The 16,792-nt window shown below is 39.9% G+C and carries 15 protein-coding genes; 12 read left to right on the top strand and 3 right to left on the bottom strand.

The features are described 5' to 3' along the window. Nucleotides 1–37: 37 nt before the first annotated feature. The 3 genes from CW745_RS00980 to CW745_RS00970 all read left to right on the top strand — a co-directional run bounded on the left by CW745_RS00980 (nt 38) and on the right by CW745_RS00970 (nt 3,988). The gene (locus tag CW745_RS00980; protein WP_101106519.1) at nt 38–1,363 is read left to right on the top strand and encodes an imelysin family protein; all 1,326 of its coding nucleotides are present in this window, start codon (nt 38–40) and stop codon (nt 1,361–1,363) included. Between the two features lie 67 nt (nt 1,364–1,430). Beyond that, the gene (locus CW745_RS00975) at nt 1,431–2,897 is read left to right on the top strand and encodes a di-heme oxidoredictase family protein (protein ID WP_101106518.1); all 1,467 of its coding nucleotides are present in this window, start codon (nt 1,431–1,433) and stop codon (nt 2,895–2,897) included. 38 nt (nt 2,898–2,935) lie between these two features. Beyond that, a complete protein-coding gene (locus CW745_RS00970) occupies nt 2,936–3,988 on the top strand; it encodes an aldo/keto reductase (RefSeq protein ID WP_101106517.1) in 1,053 nt (350 codons plus the stop codon). A gap of 150 nt (nt 3,989–4,138) precedes the next feature. On the opposite strand, the gene CW745_RS00965 is transcribed toward CW745_RS00970, so the two are convergent. The 3 genes from CW745_RS00965 to CW745_RS00955 all read right to left on the bottom strand — a co-directional run bounded on the left by CW745_RS00965 (nt 4,139) and on the right by CW745_RS00955 (nt 5,995). Beyond that, the gene (locus CW745_RS00965; RefSeq protein ID WP_101106516.1) at nt 4,139–4,792 is read right to left on the bottom strand and encodes a DUF480 domain-containing protein; all 654 of its coding nucleotides are present in this window, start codon (nt 4,790–4,792) and stop codon (nt 4,139–4,141) included. Between the two features lie 443 nt (nt 4,793–5,235). Further along, nucleotides 5,236–5,703, bottom strand: a complete 468-nt coding sequence (gene sixA / locus CW745_RS00960; protein WP_101106515.1) for a phosphohistidine phosphatase SixA — start codon at nt 5,701–5,703, stop codon at nt 5,236–5,238. Between the two features lie 151 nt (nt 5,704–5,854). Next, on the bottom strand, nt 5,855–5,995 hold the full coding sequence (locus tag CW745_RS00955; protein WP_101106514.1) for a TIGR02808 family protein: 141 nt from the start codon (nt 5,993–5,995) through the stop codon (nt 5,855–5,857). Nucleotides 5,996–6,190: 195 nt separating this feature from the next. On the opposite strand from CW745_RS00955, the gene CW745_RS00950 reads away from it, so the two are divergent. The 9 genes from CW745_RS00950 (at nt 6,191) to CW745_RS00910 (ending at nt 16,782) form a co-directional block, all read left to right on the top strand. Beyond that, the gene (locus tag CW745_RS00950; RefSeq protein ID WP_101106513.1) at nt 6,191–7,150 is read left to right on the top strand and encodes a MoxR family ATPase; all 960 of its coding nucleotides are present in this window, start codon (nt 6,191–6,193) and stop codon (nt 7,148–7,150) included. Between the two features lie 27 nt (nt 7,151–7,177). After that, complete coding sequence (locus CW745_RS00945) at nt 7,178–8,110, top strand: DUF58 domain-containing protein (RefSeq protein ID WP_101106512.1); 933 nt, start codon at nt 7,178–7,180, stop codon at nt 8,108–8,110. Continuing rightward, nucleotides 8,094–8,579 carry a DUF4381 domain-containing protein gene (locus CW745_RS00940; RefSeq protein WP_101106511.1) on the top strand — a complete coding sequence of 162 codons (486 nt, stop codon included), beginning with the start codon at nt 8,094–8,096 and terminating at the stop codon, nt 8,577–8,579. The genes CW745_RS00945 and CW745_RS00940 overlap by 17 nt, the downstream gene beginning before the upstream one ends. Beyond that, on the top strand, nt 8,572–9,555 hold the full coding sequence (locus tag CW745_RS00935; protein WP_101106510.1) for a VWA domain-containing protein: 984 nt from the start codon (nt 8,572–8,574) through the stop codon (nt 9,553–9,555). Before CW745_RS00940 ends, CW745_RS00935 begins: the two co-directional genes overlap by 8 nt. Further along, nucleotides 9,545–11,455 carry a tetratricopeptide repeat protein gene (locus CW745_RS00930; RefSeq protein ID WP_101106509.1) on the top strand — a complete coding sequence of 637 codons (1,911 nt, stop codon included), beginning with the start codon at nt 9,545–9,547 and terminating at the stop codon, nt 11,453–11,455. Before CW745_RS00935 ends, CW745_RS00930 begins: the two co-directional genes overlap by 11 nt. Then, complete coding sequence (locus tag CW745_RS00925; RefSeq protein ID WP_101106508.1) at nt 11,455–13,134, top strand: BatD family protein; 1,680 nt, start codon at nt 11,455–11,457, stop codon at nt 13,132–13,134. The genes CW745_RS00930 and CW745_RS00925 overlap by 1 nt, the downstream gene beginning before the upstream one ends. 300 nt (nt 13,135–13,434) lie before the next feature. Continuing rightward, nucleotides 13,435–14,448: an amino acid ABC transporter substrate-binding protein gene (locus CW745_RS00920; RefSeq protein ID WP_101106507.1), complete on the top strand. Its 1,014-nt coding sequence runs from the start codon at nt 13,435–13,437 to the stop codon at nt 14,446–14,448. 64 nt (nt 14,449–14,512) lie between these two features. Continuing rightward, nucleotides 14,513–15,700 (top strand): amino acid ABC transporter permease, encoded by a 1,188-nt coding sequence (locus tag CW745_RS00915; protein WP_193755506.1) that lies wholly within the window; start codon nt 14,513–14,515, stop codon nt 15,698–15,700. Nucleotides 15,701–15,702: 2 nt separating this feature from the next. Next, nucleotides 15,703–16,782 carry an amino acid ABC transporter permease gene (locus CW745_RS00910; protein WP_101106506.1) on the top strand — a complete coding sequence of 360 codons (1,080 nt, stop codon included), beginning with the start codon at nt 15,703–15,705 and terminating at the stop codon, nt 16,780–16,782. Nucleotides 16,783–16,792: the final 10 nt, after the last annotated feature.

Raw genomic sequence — 16,792 nt, 5'->3', positions numbered from 1 at the left:
TATCATTAAGTTTATAGTAAAAGGAAAGACTCAAATTATGCTCAAATTAAGCGCACTTAATCACTCTCTTAGTAAAACAGGCCTGAAACTGACCTTCATTTCAGCGCTATCAATCAGTAGTCTGGCAGCCTGGGCATCTTTTGCAGATGATGAGCAACATCGTCAACCAGCAACATCAGCTGTTAGCACTGAAGCGGTCAAAGCAAACTACGTAAAAATCGCTTATGCAGCCTACAGCGATTCATTTAACACAGCAAAAACATTGCAAGAGAGCATCAATACCTTTTTAAGCTCACCTTCAGCAAGCACTTTAGAGAATGCAAAGCATGCTTATAAATTAGCACGTGTTCCGTATCAGCAATCTGAAATTATGCGCTGGGATACAGATATTACAATCAACTCTGATCTTGCTAAAAAAGGTGGCATCAGCAGTGTTGATGATTGGGAAGGACAGGTAAACGCTTGGCCACTTGATGAGCAAGCAATCGATTATGTACAGGGTAATAGCAATAGTGGCATCATCAATCAGAAAAATGGTCAACAAATAACTGCACAATATTTAATAGACCAAAATGGTGTTGGCGGTGAAGCAAACGTGACAACTGGCTTCCATGCCATCGAGTTTTTACTTTGGGGGCAAGACTTAAACGCCACGAAAGCAGGCGCTGGTGAGCGAAGCTTTAATGACTTTCAAACAGACAAAAGTGGAAAATGTAGTGCAAGCAACTGTGATCGTCGCCGTGACTACTTGAATATAGTGACACAATTATTAGTAGATGATCTACAAGCGATGCAACAAGCTTGGTCGCCAAAAGCGGCCAAAACAGTTGGCACACTGGCAAATAACTTTTTATACAGTGACGATGCGATTCGTTACATGTTATTTGCAATGAAAAGCATGGCAACTGATGAGTTAGCTTCAGCACGAATGAATGAAGGACTTGAAAGTAAAGATCCAGAGCAAGAGCATGATTGTTTCAGCGACTTAAGTCATATCGCTATCTACCATAACTTCCAAGGGATACGTAATGCGTTTTATGGCGGTTACCAAGGTGTTGATGGAAATATTGTTTCCGGCGCAAGCTTAGCTGATTTAATCAATCAAAAAGACAGCAATTTATTTCACGCCTTTGATCATGCCTTTAATGATATTGAAAAAAATATGGCGGTGGTTTTAAATGCAGGTGAACAGAGTAACAACCCAGTTCGTTTTGATCAAATTATCGCACAAGCCGATAACGCACCAGAAAAGAAAGCCGCACTTGATGCTGTTTATCAACTAGTTAGTTTAACGACTCTGTTTGATAAAGTAGAAGCCCTACTATCAATACAAGCACTTACAATCAGTGGCGATGGCGATTAATCATTTCCCTTGTTTTTGTTAAGACAGCTTCGGCTGTCTTTTTGCCTTCCATTTTTAAGTGATTTATATGAAATACCCATTGGTTACATTATTTTTACTCAGTTTCACGCCATTGGCACAAGCAGTTGACAAACAGCAACATCTTTCAGCAGGTGAAACAACCGTAAAACGCACGCATGCCTCCGCCTATTCGGCACACTCTGCCAACTTAAAATCGATTAAAGGTATTTTAACCTTTAATGGGGGTAACAAATTCTTTGAAGAGCCTTGGGCACAAAGCGTTGGCTCGGTCAGCTCACAGGATGGTTTAGGCCCCCTATTTAACAATAATGCCTGCCAAGATTGCCACGTTCGTGATGGTCGTGGTCATGCTTCTGAAGTAAATGGCAAGGAGCCTGGCACCGATTTTTCAACCATGTTATTACGCGCTTCAAAAAGCAAGATAACACAAGCACAGCAAACCGCGATGTCACTCGGATTACAAGCCAATGTGGGTGATAGTTGTATCGGCGGTCAGTTACAACATCAATCTAATTTTGCTATCAGTAAAGAGGCGACTCAAGCCGTGACTTATCGTTATAAAACGGTGTCCTTTGCCGATGGAGAGCGTGTCGAACTGCGCGAGCCTATCTGGCATGTGGCAGGTGTTAACTGTGAAATTGACGACGATACGGTGTTATCTGCACGCGTTGCACCGCCAATGATTGGCTTAGGTTTATTATCACTCATTGATGAACAAGAAATTTTTGCGCAACAAGATATAAACGATAGCAATAAAGATGGTATTTCAGGCAAGGCGAATAAAGTGTGGTCAGTGGCTACGCAACAAGTCACCCTCGGGCGCTTCGGCTGGAAAGCAGGACAACCAACATTACGTCAACAAACAGCGGGAGCATTTTTAGGCGACATGGGCTTAACCACTGATTTTTTTCAAATAGAGAACTGTTTAGAGCACCAACAAGATTGTAAAAAATCTCCTAATGGTAATGGCGATATTGCAGATCCGAGTTATCAATATGAAGTATCAACTAAGGTGTTAGATAAAGTCACTTTTTACAGTCATCACCTTGCGGTACCAGCGCGTCGAAATGCTTACAAAAGAAACGTATTAAACGGCCAAAAACTGTTTAATGAGATGGGTTGTCAGCAATGTCATCGCGCAAGTTATACGACCATTGAAAATGCTGAGTTCCCCGAGTTGTCAGAGCAAAAGATTTACCCTTACACCGATATGCTATTGCATGATATGGGTGAGTCGTTGAGTGACTTTGATAAGTATAGCAATAGCGTAAAAGGTGACATTCCTGTCGAATTTTTAGCACTGGCGAATGAGTGGCGCACACCGCCATTATGGGGAATTGGTTTAGCACAAACAGTCGATCCAAATGCTACCTTTTTGCATGATGGTCGTGCCCGTACAATATTAGAAGCGGTGTTATGGCATGATGGAGAAGCGAAACAAAGTCAGCAACAAGTACTGCAGTTAACTAAAAAACAACGTCTTGAATTGCTTGCATTTTTAGAGGATTTGTAAAACACTGACTGAATTCGTTTTTTAATAATGGGGTGGCTATGAAATTTTCAACACTAGGCTCAAGTGGCTTATCGGTTTCAAGAGTTTGTTTAGGGAGCATGACTTGGGGATTACAAAATAATCAACAGCAGGCTAATGAGCAGATTGAGCATGCCCTTGCTCAGGGAGTCAATTTTATCGATACGGCTGAGATGTATGCCGTGCCCCCCTCACCTGAGACCTATGGTAAAACCGAAACGATTATCGGCAATTGGCTAGCAGCTAATCCTGATAGGCGCAAAGATCTCGTATTAGCCAGCAAAATTGCTGGCCCCGGCTTACCATGGGTACGTGATGGTGGACCTATCACGGGTGATGCGGTCGTAAAGGCTGTTGACGCATCGCTACAACGTTTGCAAACAGATTATATTGATCTATTTCAACTGCATTGGCCGAACCGCACTTCACCACATTTTGGTCGACATACCCCTAACCAATATCAATTCACTGATATTAATGCAGATGATCATAGCGCACAGATGCTTGATATTCTTAAAGGCTTACAGCGTTGTGTTAAAGCTGGGAAAATACGCTTTTGTGGTTTATCCGATGATACGCCATGGGGAATCAACACCTACTTAAAACTGAGTGAGCAACATAACTTACCAAGAATGGTTTCCATTCAAAACGAATTTAGCCTATTGCACGCAAAAGATTGGCCCTATTTGATTGAAAACTGTGTTCACGAAGATATCGCCTACTTACCATGGTCACCGCTCGCAGGGGGTATGCTCAGTGGTAAATACCATAATGGCGCACGACCAGCAGGAAGTCGTTGGACAATTAGCCAGCGTAATGGCTTATTTCGTGATACGCCATTAGCGCACCAAGCGATTGCCGGTTATGTAGAGATAGCAAAACAGCAGGGAATGACAGCCGCACAACTTGCCTTAGCATGGTGCGACCAAGTTGATGGTGTGACCTCGACGATTATTGGCGCGACAAACATAACGCAATTGCAAGAGGATATTAACGCCTTTTCAATGCCTTTGAATCAGCAAGCATTAGATGATATTAATGCACTGCTAAAACAATACCCCGCTCCCTTTTAAGCGTTTATTTTACTCAAAAAATAAAAGGGTAAATAGCAATTTACCCTTTGGCCTATGACCTCTCAGCTATCAGCCTTTAGTCCTTCCAGCCCTCAATCTTTCTAGCCTTTTAACCTTCCAGCCTTTAACTTCCCAGCCTTTTCCGATGAGTTAATCTAATAACTCTTTAAGCTGAGCAAGTTGTGTTTGTAACTCTCTCACTTGTAACTCTAAACTTTTCACTCGTGACTGCAAATCATCAGAGTCACTCAATGATGCCCCCTCAGTGCTATTCGGCGTTGATGTTTCTTGCTCCTGTTGCTCAGTAAAAAGGTGACAATAGCGAGACTCCCTTTTACCAGGCTCACGCGCTAACTTTTGCACCAATACCGAGTTATTAAGCTGTTGTAGTTGTTCAAGTGACTGTTCAACCTCAGTAACATTGGCAAATTCAGCTAAACGATTGCTTCTTGTGCGCAGTTCGCCCGGCGTTTGTGGACCACGTAAAAGTAACACACAAATAATCGCTTTTTGTTGCTCAGTAAATTGTAAGTTAGCAAAGGTAGTATTACAGAAGCGATGTTTGTATTTATTCACGCGCCCCGAAGCACCCGCATCAACCATCAGCAAATTCAGAGCAATTAATTCGTCAACCACATTTTGCACCTCAGATTCACTAAGCGCCATCACAGGTTCGCGATTACTTTTTTGATTACAACCATTGCTCAGCGCATTGAGCGATAAAGGATATTGCTCTGGTGTGGTGCTCTCTTTTTCTAGCATCACGCCAATAACACGGCATTGTAAAGCGGTTAATGTCAGCATCTGATGACTTCCTTAAAATATTTAAAAAATACAAATAGATAGCTTATATCACTTTGGATAAAGAGTAGCGATATTTTATCGCAAAATATCGCACTAATAAGTAATACCAATTCCATTAAGTATATGATCTAAATTTAACGCTGGGAAAATGGCTTAATTCAAGGCGTAAGTTGATGTAAATGGTTGCTCCCTTTGCGAAACTTACAACGTGGAAATAAGTTATTTTAACCAGTTAAATAGATCAGCTATTTACAGGAATTGGTATAAGACGTTTGAAACGAGAAACTGCTCAAATACGGTTTATAGAAGGAATATAAAACAGAGGATAGACTGCGCAGATTAGTAAAAGAGATTTGCCTAGTAAGCTACGCAATTAGTACGGGCGATAAATAGGCAAATTCAATAATAAAATCTAAGAAAAGGGAATAAAAAATAGCTTCAAATTATAACTGTGACACACGTAATAAACTATGCAGATGTCCAAAACCACTGTCATCTAACTCCACATGTCCAACAGCAGACGTTGCAAATGCAGGTACACCAGCAGCAGGTGCTAATTCTCCAACAATATAGCCAACTAAAGGCAGGTGAGAAACAATCAATAGTGTCTTAACACCCATTGCTTGTAACGCTAAAATTTCATTCACTGATTTTCTTGCGCTTCCACTAGGCGTCAATGATTTAATAGTTTGTACATTGGATAGTTCAGGAAAAAATGGACGAACAGATTCCCATGTTTGCTGTGCTCGTAAATAGGGACTTACCATCACAGCATCAAAGATAACCCCCTGCTCTGCCATATTGTGAGCCATCTGCTCTGACTCTGCACGACCAAGTGAAGTTAAGGCTCGCTCAGAGTCTGAGTTTGCCATCATCTCGGCTTGCCCATGGCGCATGATATATATGTGCATCAATTATCTCCGGTAAATAGGTTAAGCGCTATATTATCTATATTTTATAGGCTACTTAATGGCGAAATATGAGAAAAAGCCCGAAAAAAAAGCTTTCTAAAGTGAATTAGAAAGCTTATCAATTTTTAGCTGTCGCTGTATTGTTTTTGGCTTAATCTTCGACAGGAGTATTGCCTGTCATGTTTAAAATTGCGGCCGCCACGACAAAAACACCAATAAAACCACCTAAAAAAATAACAGGCATTGCAGCATAACCTAATATATGCCAAATAATCGACTCAAGTGCACTCATACGTTTTCCTTCTTCCTGTTAATATAAATATAGCTCATTAACTATACGCATAGAATCTCTAAAAAACATGCTTAAAGTAATTAAAGTCATTAAAGTTTACATCAGATCAAAATTTAAGGAACTTTCTTGACAGTTGAGTGACAGATATTATTCAATATATATCCCCTGAAATATCAATGTAAGAAGAATATTAATATGGCAAAACAACAACTTGATGAACTTCGTATCTATCTTAATAAAATGATTTTAGGCCAGAGTGAGCTGGTTGATAGCTTACTGATTGCTTTATTAGCTGATGGACATATATTAGTAGAGAGCCCACCGGGACTTGCAAAGACACGTGCGATTAACGCTCTTTCAGAAGGGATTGAAGGTGATTTCCACCGTATTCAATTTACCCCTGATTTACTGCCATCAGATATCACTGGTACCGATATTTTTCGTCAAGAAACTGGCGAGTTTATTTTTGAAAAAGGCCCCCTTTTCCATAACCTGATCTTAGCAGATGAGATCAATCGCGCGCCTGCTAAAGTACAATCTGCATTACTTGAAGCAATGGCTGAACATCAAATAACTGTTGGCAAGACAACCTATAAGTTACCAGAACTGTTTTTAGTCATGGCCACGCAAAACCCGCTTGAGCAAGAGGGAACCTATCCGCTACCTGAGGCGCAGTTAGATCGCTTTATTATGCATTTAGAGCTTGATTACCCTAATGCGGAAACAGAAAAACAAATTTTATCACTTAATCAAAAAGAAATTTTAAAAGAGAAAGTGGCTGAAGTTACTCCGTTGCTCAATGAGCAAATTTTCGAAATGCGAGAACAGGTAATGAAGGTTAATATTGCCCCTCACTTAGAGCAATATCTAATCGATTTAATCATCGCCACTCGTCAACCTGAACGCTATGGCCAACAGCTCAAAGAGTGGATAAGTTATGGTGCCAGCCCGCGTGCAACATTGGCACTAATGCGCACCGCGAAAGCACGTGCTTGGCTTGATAATCGAGACTATGTAATGCCTGATGATATTATTCAAAATCTCTACCCCGTTTTACGCCATAGACTGATTTTAAGTTATGAAGCAGAAGCGCAGGGCATTAATGCTAACCGCGTGATTAAAGAGATCATCAATCAAGTGGCATTGCCTGCTTAACCATCTCGGTGTTATAAGGTCTTGTAAATGAGTATCGCATTATTTGATAACACCCCTTATCGAACTGGGGTGGATGTGCAACTCAATGAGTTGCTCAGTTATAAACAACAGGAAAAATTGCAACTTCAGCCAACGGCTAAGGCAGCTTACCAGCAATTAGCCGGTAACTACCTAGCAAAAATTAAAGGCCGAGGTATGGAATTTGCCGAAGTACGTCATTACCAACCGGGTGATGATGTGCGTATTATCGACTGGTCAGTGACGGCACGTACTGGCAAAGCACATACAAAATTATTTCATGAAGAGAAAGAGCGCCCTGTGTTTATACTGTTAGACCTATCTGACAGTATGATTTTTGGCAGTCAATTTGTGTTTAAATCTGTGCAAGCTTGTCACCTTGCGTCGTTGCTCAGTTGGCAAACTAAACAGCGTGGCGATAGACTCGGTGGCATTGTTTTTAATCAGCAACAGGTAGCTGAGTTAAAGCCTCGTGGGCGCAGTAAAGGCTTAATGCGTTTTCTTCATGAAAGCGAGCAGCTATGCGTTAAACAACCCTTTAAACAAAGTGATGCTTCCCAGTCATTATTGGTGCAATTAAAGCGTTTATCTAGATTGGTACAAACTGGCAGTCAAATTCATTTAATCAGTGACTTTTCTCAATTAGATGATGCCTGTCAAAAAATATTAACCTTGATAAATCGACATAACCAGATCAACGCTTGGCAAATAAGTGATCCGCTTGAACAACTTTTACCACAACATGCTTTAAAAAATCAATTACAGGTAAATAGTCTGCAGGGAAGTGGCTTTTTCAAACGTGGCGCTTCAAAGGATTATCAAGATGCAGCCTCACTTCGCCAGCAAAAAATAGACAACACCTTTATTAAACAAGGGATCCCCCTTTATAAAGTATGTGCATCTTTACCATTAATGGAGCAGTTTCATGTCCCCGCTCGCTAATCAAGATCCACTGGCTCAACTTAACGATATTATTGCCCCCAACACGCCGAATTGGTTTCCACCTGCGCCTATCTATTGGGTATTATTTTTTGTAAGCATTGCATTAATTGTTGTTGCCGTTTTACTTTTTAAAAAAGTTAAAAAAAATAAAAAACGACAACAGATACAGTTGCAAAAGCTACAACAATTACAACAATCCAAAGCAGAATTTATTACTTTAAACCAGCTTTTAAAAGGTTGTGCACTCGCTTATTTTCCACGTCAGGATGTCGCCTCATTACATGGTGAGCAATGGTTTGATTTCTTACAAAAACATGCCGATTTTACTGTGTTTAATAATAAACAGACATTTCTGGCACGTTTATATCAAGATCAACAACAAACCTGTCAATCATCGGATTTTAACGATGCTAAAAAATGGATAAGCGCATTACCTAAACAGATTAAGAAGGTACAAAAAGATGTTTGAATTTACCTATCTTTGGATCTTTATTCTCTTACCACTTCCGCTACTTGCACGCTACTTTTTAAATGCGCAAAAACGTAGCTATACGCAGATCTGGATCCCACTTGCACAGGGAATTACAAACCAACAAACTGAGATACAAAGAAGTCAGTTAAGTGCATTTATTCCTTGGTTAGTTTGGCTTTTATTGCTTTGTGCATTAGCCAAGCCTATCTGGTTTGGAGAGCCGATACGCCTGCAACAAGAGAGCCGCGATATGATTATCTCTTTGGATCTATCCGGAAGTATGCAAGAAGTAGATATGCCTTTAAATGGCAAGACCGTTGATCGTTTAACCTTGGTAAAAAACTTATTAAATGAGTTTATTGAACAACGACAAGGTGATCGACTAGGGTTAATACTGTTTGCCGATCATGCCTATTTGCAAACCCCCCTCACCTTTGATTTAAAGACTATTAGGCAAATGGTTGCCGAATCAGAAATTGGTTTAGTCGGCACCAACACCGCCATCGGTGAATCGATTGCGCTATCAATAAAACGCTTTGTTGAAAATAAAAATGAACAACGTGTTTTAATCTTAATGAGTGATGGGGCAAACAGTGCTAACACGCTTGATCCTATCAAAGCAGCTAAACAAGCAGCAAAAAATAATATTACTATCTACACCATCGGTATTGGTGCAGATGAAGTTATCCGTAAAAGTTTTTGGGGAAAGCAACGCGTTAATCCCTCTGCAGATTTAGATGAAAAAACATTAACCGAAATTGCAACACTAACTGGCGGGCAATATTTCCGTGCACGTAGCCAGGAAGACCTGCAACAAATTTACCAACAACTTAATCAACTTGAGCCTATTGAAAGTGACTTCCTCGAGTTCCGCCCCGAGAAAGATCTCTTTTATTGGCCACTCTCTTTAGCTGTTATTATTTTATCTATCTTTGCACTTTATTTTAAATTAAGGGGGCGTGATGTTGCCTGATATCACCACCATGCCATTAGCGTTTTTACGCCCAATGTGGCTATTAGGGCTTATTGCAATCATTATATTTTCGCTATTTCGTTATAAATACAGAAAAAACTCAGCACAGCAGGCGATTATCGCCCCGCATTTAAGTGCGAATATTGTTAGTAATGGTGCACAAACGACAAAACAACAATTTGCTTTCACGTTATTAGCAGGACTTGCTTGTCTCGCCTTATCAGGGCCAACATGGCGCAGTGTGGATATGCCGGTTTATGAGATGGAAAAAGCACAGGTTATCGCCTTTGATCTTAGCTACTCCATGTTTGCAACTGATGTAAAACCGAGCCGTTTAGCACAGGCAAAATTCAAAGCGATCGATCTTATTAAACACTGGAGTGAAGGCGAAAAAGCGCTGATCGCCTATGCTGGAGATGCGTTCACCGTTGCGCCATTAACCAGAGATGGCAACGCCATTATCAATCATATTCCACATCTATCACCAGATATTATGCCAATAAGGGGCTCACGCGCCGATATTGCCCTTGATAAAGCAATTCAGCTGTTAAAAAATGCCGGTTATCAGCAGGGGCATATTGTTTTTATCAGCGATGATATAACTGAGCAACAAGCAAAAATAATGCAAGAAACATTACAAGGTAGCAATTGGGTTGTCTCTATTTTAGCGATGGCTACCCCTAAGGGGGCACCAATTAAGCTGACTGATGGTGCATTATTAAAAAGTAATAGTGGCGAAATTATTGTTCCTAAATTAAATGGGCAACCCTTTTATGACATAACTCGTGCATCAAACGGTTTATACCTGACAACGCGTAACAACAGCTCTGACATCGAACAGTTAGGAGACTTTTTTGATAAGCAACAAACACGTAAAAGCGAGTCAGAGCAAGCCAGCACAGATCAGTTTGCTATTGATGATGGCTATTGGCTAAGCTTCCTATTGCTACCGTTATTTTTATTATTGTTTAGAAAGGGCGTGTTTTTTGCATTGTTATTAGCGCTCTCTTTGCCCTTTACAAGCCCTAAACTAGAAGCTGCGGAGACTTCTATTTGGCGTAATAATCAACAAAATGCCTATCAAGCTTATCAACAAGAGCAATACCAATTAGCCAGTGAACTTTACCAAAACGATTTTGACAGAGGTGCTGCACTTTATAAAAATAAGCAGTATCAAGAGGCCTTAGAAGCTTTCACCGAAGCGGCAAGCCGCGCACCAGATCATGCCGAAGTTTTTTATAATCAAGGCAACAGTTATGCGCAATTACAGGAACTTGATAAAGCCATTGATGCCTATGATAAAGCACTGGCTATTAATCCTGATTTTACGCAAGCAGAGCAAAACAAACAGATAGTTGAGCAACTTAAAAATCAGCAACAAGAACAACAATCTAATGATCAACAGGATAAGCAACAGTCTGAAAAGCAAAACCAACAAAGTGATCAACAAGATGAGCAACAATCTGAAGGTCAGAACCAACAAAATGAGCAACAGGATGAGCAACAGTCTGAAGCTCAAAACCAACAAAATGAGCAACAGGATGAGCAACAGTCTGAAGCGCAAAAGCAACAAAGTGAGCAACAGGATGAGCAACAACCTGAAGAGCAAAAGCAACAAAGTGAGCAACAATCTCAGGATGAAAATAATCAACAAGAGCAGCAAACTGAACAGCAGTCGATCAATGAAGAGCAAACAGATGAAGAGCAACAACAAGAACAGCAAGTGGCAAGTGAAAACGATGATGCTAGTAATCAGGAACTAGAGGCGCTCCCAAACTGGCTGAAAAATATGACCGATGACCCTTCTATTTTACTGCGTCGTAAAATGCAGCTTGAATATCAAAAGCGTTCACAATCACAACCGGTTAAACAACAAACAAATAACGGAGTTATCTGGTAATGAAATCTACCTTTTCTTTTTTAGCGCTAATACTAATCATGCTTTTCAGCAGCCCACTATTGGCGGCCACTAAGGTCACTGCAACAGTGAGTGATAATCAGGTCGCACTCGGTGATATATTTATTTTAACCGTATCGGTAAATGATAACGACGACGATTATCAACTTGATACAAGATCGTTAGAGCAATCCTTTACGGTGTATCGCCCTTCACAAAGCCAGCGTACGGAGTATATTAATGGCGAATTCAGCCAACAAACGCAATGGCAAGTAAGGCTTCAGGCAAAATCTTTAGGAAAATTAACCATTCCAAGATTAAAAATTGGCGATCTGGCAACCAATCCTATTGAAATTAATGTCGTTGAGCCATCACAGATAAGCCAATCAACAGGTGAAGAGCAATCGGTTTTCATTGAAAACCGCATAGATAAAGAGCAGGTTTATATCGGTCAGTCTTTTATTTACACCACCAAGCTGTTTATCTCCAAAAATAGTAATGAACTAGACTTGGATCCACCTTATTTTGAAGGGGTTGAAGCATCAGTTTTTGGTAAAGATAAAAACGCGCAAACCGTACGAAATGGTATTCGTTATAACACAATCACACGCCAATATAAGTTAACACCAAGCAAATCGGGGCAATTTGAGATTAACTCTCCATTACTAACAGGAACGCTACGTAAAGTGGTCGCTGTCAGTGAATGGCAGAACAGAGTGATCGCTGATCCCATTAATGTTCGTGGTGATTCTTTAAATATCAACGTCAAAGCAATTCCCGAAAACTACCAAGGCGACTGGATAGTAAGTGATGACTTACGCCTTATAGAAGATAATGACTTAAGTGCACAAAGTTATAAAGTAGGAGAGCCTATCACACGAAGCATCACATTACAGATAGCCTCTATTGATAAAGAAAAACTACCGAATATCAAGCTTAATTATCCGGCAGATTTACGTGTCTATCCAGATCAAGATCAGCTAGAAGAAGCGCAATCAAATAGCGGTAAACGTTACGCAATTCGCATTATGCGCCATGCAATTATTGCCGATCAAGCAGGTGATTTAACATTGCCAGAAATAAAACTTAATTGGTTTAATAGCCGTACTGATAAAGCTGAAACAGCTATTCTTCCGGCACAAACATTAACTATTTTACCTGCCGAGACAACACAGTCTACTACCCTGCCTACAACACAACCTATTGTCGAACAGCCTACACCAACTATCATTGTGGATAATAAAACACTAATTTATTGGCAGATTACTGTCGCTTTATTATTACTTATTATCTTAATAATGGTGTTATACCACTTGTCCTATAGGCGTAAACAAAGCAAGCGTAAAGACGTTTCTGAAAGCGCCATTGTTCCACTCAATGAACATTTTGTGACGTTACAAAATAGTTTTGCTCAGAACAGCGCAACCAAGTGCTACAGCGCTCTATTAAGTTACGCGCAGCATCAATATCCGACACTGAAAAGTTTAAGTGAATTTGCAGATAAAAGTGCGTTAACTGATATATTGAAACAACAATTAAAAGAGGAACTACAGTGGTTACAAATTTGTTGTAGCGATCCAACACAACAATGGCAATCAGATAAGCTGGCAGCTTTGATCAAAAGCGAGCAGGAAAGTCAAAAACAGACATTGCACTCAGATCCACTTGATATAAACCCCTAATCAGCATCTATCAAGCTCGGCGCTAGCAATCGCAATGTTAGCGCCCTCTTTTTTAAAGCCAGTCACCTCCCTCCAAGTTAGAACTGCTCATTTACCAAGCATAATTTGTAAACTAAATAGCCAACCTGCTGATATAACATACAATTGTGTGAGTCAGATCGACAAAACATTAACAACTTGATAACAAGTTCGCATTCTTAACATGCTTACCTATGCTTTATATCGTTCATAGATAAACATATTTAATGTTATTAAATAGTCTTATGCATCATACGTTCAATAGAGATAAGGAATATTTAGATGAAATTAACAAAAATTGCACTCCTACTTGGTATTAGCGCATTAGTTCCAAACCTTGCTAACGCGGGCACTTTAGAAGAAGTGATGAAAAAAGGCACATTAAATTGTGGTGTTTCAACAGGGATCCCTGGTTTCTCTGCGACAGACTCTAAAGGCGTTTGGAAAGGACTTGATGTTGACCTTTGCCGTGCTGTAGCAAGTGCAGTATTGGGCGATGCAGATAAAGTTAAATACATTCCATTAACTGCTAAAGAACGCTTTACAGCGTTACAAAGTGGTGAGGTTGATCTACTTTCTCGCACCACGACTTGGACTGCAACCCGTGATACTTCGTTAGGTCTGAACTTTGCAGGTGTGAATTATTATGACGGCCAAGGTTTTTTAGTAACGAAAAAACTGGGTGTGACTTCAGCCAAAGAGCTAGATGGTGCAACATTCTGTATTCAAGCCGGTACAACATCAGAGCTAAATTTAACTGATTATTTCAAAGCGAATAGCATGGAATATAAAGCGGTAACTTACGACACATCAGGCCAAACTATTGATGGGTTCAAAAAAGGTCGCTGTGACGCTGTTACTTCTGATGCATCACAATTATATGGCTTAAGACAAAAAATGGATGATCCATCTGCGACTATCGTACTGCCTGAAATCATCTCTAAAGAACCACTTGGACCAGTGGTTCGCCAAGGTGATGATGCTTGGTTTAACATTGTAAAATGGACCATGTTTGCAACACTTGAAGCAGAAGAACTAGGAGTTACAAAAAGTAATGTAGATGCCATGCTAAAATCTGAAAACCCAAGTATTAAACGCCTTCTTGGAACTTCTGGTAAAGCGGGTGAAAACTTAGGTCTTAAATCTGACTGGGCTTACAAAATTGTTAAAAATGTAGGTAATTATGGAGAATCTTTTGACCAACATGTTGGTAAAGACTCTCCGTTAATGATTGATCGTGGTTTAAATAATCTCTGGAATAAAGGCGGGTTAATGTACTCAATGCCAGTTCGTTAATCATATATAACTTCCTCTTAGGGGGCTTCGCCCCCTTTATTTCTACTCCTTTCTAGGTTCGATTATGAATAAAACTCAGCTTCCAGAATCTACAGGTAATGGTTTTTTAAATAATCCTCAAAACCGTGCGATTATTTATCAAGTTATTGCACTATTATTTGTTATTTTCCTTGCCTATTACTTCACTAACAACATGTTCGAAAATGTTGAGAAGCGTGGTATTACAACCGGTTTTTCGTTTTTAGACGACGTTGCTGGTTTTGGTATTAGCCAAACATTAGTCGAATACAGTGATGCGACATCAAGTTATTACGATGTCTTTGTTATTGGTTTATTAAATACTCTCTTAGTCTCTGTCATTGGTGTTGTATTCGCTTCAGTTTTAGGGTTACTGATTGGCGTCGGACGCTTATCAGCGAACTACTTAATCTCTAGATTATCATTAGTGTATATCGAAACTTTTCGAAATATTCCAATACTGTTACAAATTTTGTTCTGGTATAACGTAGTACTTGCTTCGCTTCCCAGCCCTCGACAAAGCTTCTCCTACTTCGATAGTTTCTTCCTTAATAACCGTGGATTATTAACGCCTGAGCCGATTTTTGAATCTGGCAGTGGCTTTATTTTTACTGCCGTTATTCTCTCTATTGTGGGCGTGTTTTTTCTCGCTCGTTGGGCAAAAAAACGACACGATTTAAGTGGTGAAGAATTTCCAATATTTAAAGTATCAGTTGCTATTTTAGTGTTATCGCCAGTGCTTGTGTACTTTGTCACAGGCCAACCCATTGGCGCTGAATATCCAGAATTAAAAGGGTTTAACTTTAAAGGCGGAATAACAATTATTCCCGAGCTGTTAGCACTCATTTTTGCGCTGAGCATCTACACAGCAACTTATATTGCTGAAGCTGTGCGTGCAGGTATTGAAGCCGTACCTCCTGGGCAAAAAGAAGCGGCCAAATCATTGGGTTTAAAAGATCATGTCATTTTACGCAAAGTCGTTTTGCCACAAGCATTACGCGTCATAATTCCTCCTGTTATCAATCAATATTTAAACCTCGTAAAAAACTCATCGCTTGCTACTGCAATAGGTTATCCAGAATTGGTAACTCTTTTTTCAGGCACCACATTAAATCAAGTGGGACAAGCAATTGAAATTATTTTAATGACCATGGCGGTGTACCTCACTATCAGCATCGTTATTTCACTGGTCTTAAACTGGGTTAATGCCAAAATGGCAATTAAAGGAAGATAATTATGGCGACTTACACAATTAAAGAAGCAAAACCAGCGCCATCCGGCAGTAAAGGAGCAATTTACTGGTTACGTAAAAACCTCTTCCCCGACATAAAAAATAGCTTACTGACTCTATTAGGGCTGTACTTTTTATACGCGACTATCCCGCCTCTATTGAATTGGATGATATTTGAAGCTACGTGGAGCGGTACACAAGCTGAAATAGTAAAAGAGGGAGCGAGATGGATATTTATCATTGAAAAGTTTGATCAATTTATCTACGGGTTTTACCCAGAAGCATTACATTGGCGACCTAATTTAGTGTTATTAATTACCATCGCTTTTCTTGCATCATTTAAAGCAGTTAGCAACATCAAAATAAAAATTGTATTTATGTTGTTATACCCAGTCATCTGTTTTGTATTAATCAGTGGAGGCTGGTTTGGACTTGAAACCGTCGAGACTGAAAAATGGGGAGGGTTGATGTTAACCCTTGTCGTTGCAGCAGTGGGAATTATCGCTTCCTTCCCGATTGGTATTGTACTGGCATTAGGTCGGCAGTCTGATATGCCTATTGTAAAAACATTATGTGTTGGCTTTATCGAATTTATTCGTGGTGTGCCACTGATTACGATTCTTTTCATGGCCTCAGTTGTGTTACCGCTATTTTTTAGTGATGGGATAGATTTTGACAAACTATTACGTGCGTTAATTGGTATTACCCTGTTTCAAGCGGCCTACATTGCAGAGGTTGTACGTGGTGGCTTACAAGCTATTCCGAAAGGGCAATATGAAGCAGCAAAATCACTTGGATTAGGTTATTGGCAGGGCATGATTTTAATTATATTGCCACAGGCTTTAAAAATATCCATCCCAAATTTAGTCGGCTCTTTTATCTCACTGTTTAAAGATACTACGCTAGTTTTAATTATTGGTCTTTTCGACATCCTAGCCATGGTGACACTGACCAACAGCGATACAAACTGGCTCGGTTATGAAATAGAAGGTTATGTTTTTGTTACCTTAATCTACTGGGTGATCTGTTTTACCATGTCACAATATTCAAAAGCGATTGAGCGTAAGTTCAATACAGAACACTAAATAGGAATGA

The sequence above is a fragment of the Psychromonas sp. psych-6C06 genome, assembly GCF_002835465.1.
GTDB lineage: Bacteria > Pseudomonadota > Gammaproteobacteria > Enterobacterales > Psychromonadaceae > Psychromonas.
This window is presented reverse-complemented; position numbering and strand designations above follow the sequence as displayed.

Excerpts from the sequence above, each read along its gene's own strand:
- CW745_RS00935 (WP_101106510.1), top strand. The coding sequence starts at position 8,572 with ATGTTTGAATTTACCTATCTTTGGATCTTTATTCTCTTACCACTTCCG.
- CW745_RS00945 (WP_101106512.1), top strand. The coding sequence starts at position 7,178 with ATGAGTATCGCATTATTTGATAACACCCCTTATCGAACTGGGGTGGAT.
- CW745_RS00975 (WP_101106518.1), top strand. The coding sequence starts at position 1,431 with ATGAAATACCCATTGGTTACATTATTTTTACTCAGTTTCACGCCATTG.
- CW745_RS00940 (WP_101106511.1), top strand. The coding sequence starts at position 8,094 with ATGTCCCCGCTCGCTAATCAAGATCCACTGGCTCAACTTAACGATATT.
- sixA (WP_101106515.1), bottom strand. The coding sequence starts at position 5,703 with ATGCACATATATATCATGCGCCATGGGCAAGCCGAGATGATGGCAAAC.
- CW745_RS00930 (WP_101106509.1), top strand. The coding sequence starts at position 9,545 with ATGTTGCCTGATATCACCACCATGCCATTAGCGTTTTTACGCCCAATG.
- CW745_RS00965 (WP_101106516.1), bottom strand. The coding sequence starts at position 4,792 with ATGCTGACATTAACCGCTTTACAATGCCGTGTTATTGGCGTGATGCTA.
- CW745_RS00925 (WP_101106508.1), top strand. The coding sequence starts at position 11,455 with ATGAAATCTACCTTTTCTTTTTTAGCGCTAATACTAATCATGCTTTTC.
- CW745_RS00950 (WP_101106513.1), top strand. The coding sequence starts at position 6,191 with ATGGCAAAACAACAACTTGATGAACTTCGTATCTATCTTAATAAAATG.
- CW745_RS00915 (WP_193755506.1), top strand. The coding sequence starts at position 14,513 with ATGAATAAAACTCAGCTTCCAGAATCTACAGGTAATGGTTTTTTAAAT.
- CW745_RS00910 (WP_101106506.1), top strand. The coding sequence starts at position 15,703 with ATGGCGACTTACACAATTAAAGAAGCAAAACCAGCGCCATCCGGCAGT.
- CW745_RS00970 (WP_101106517.1), top strand. The coding sequence starts at position 2,936 with ATGAAATTTTCAACACTAGGCTCAAGTGGCTTATCGGTTTCAAGAGTT.
- CW745_RS00980 (WP_101106519.1), top strand. The coding sequence starts at position 38 with ATGCTCAAATTAAGCGCACTTAATCACTCTCTTAGTAAAACAGGCCTG.
- CW745_RS00920 (WP_101106507.1), top strand. The coding sequence starts at position 13,435 with ATGAAATTAACAAAAATTGCACTCCTACTTGGTATTAGCGCATTAGTT.
- CW745_RS00955 (WP_101106514.1), bottom strand. The coding sequence starts at position 5,995 with ATGAGTGCACTTGAGTCGATTATTTGGCATATATTAGGTTATGCTGCA.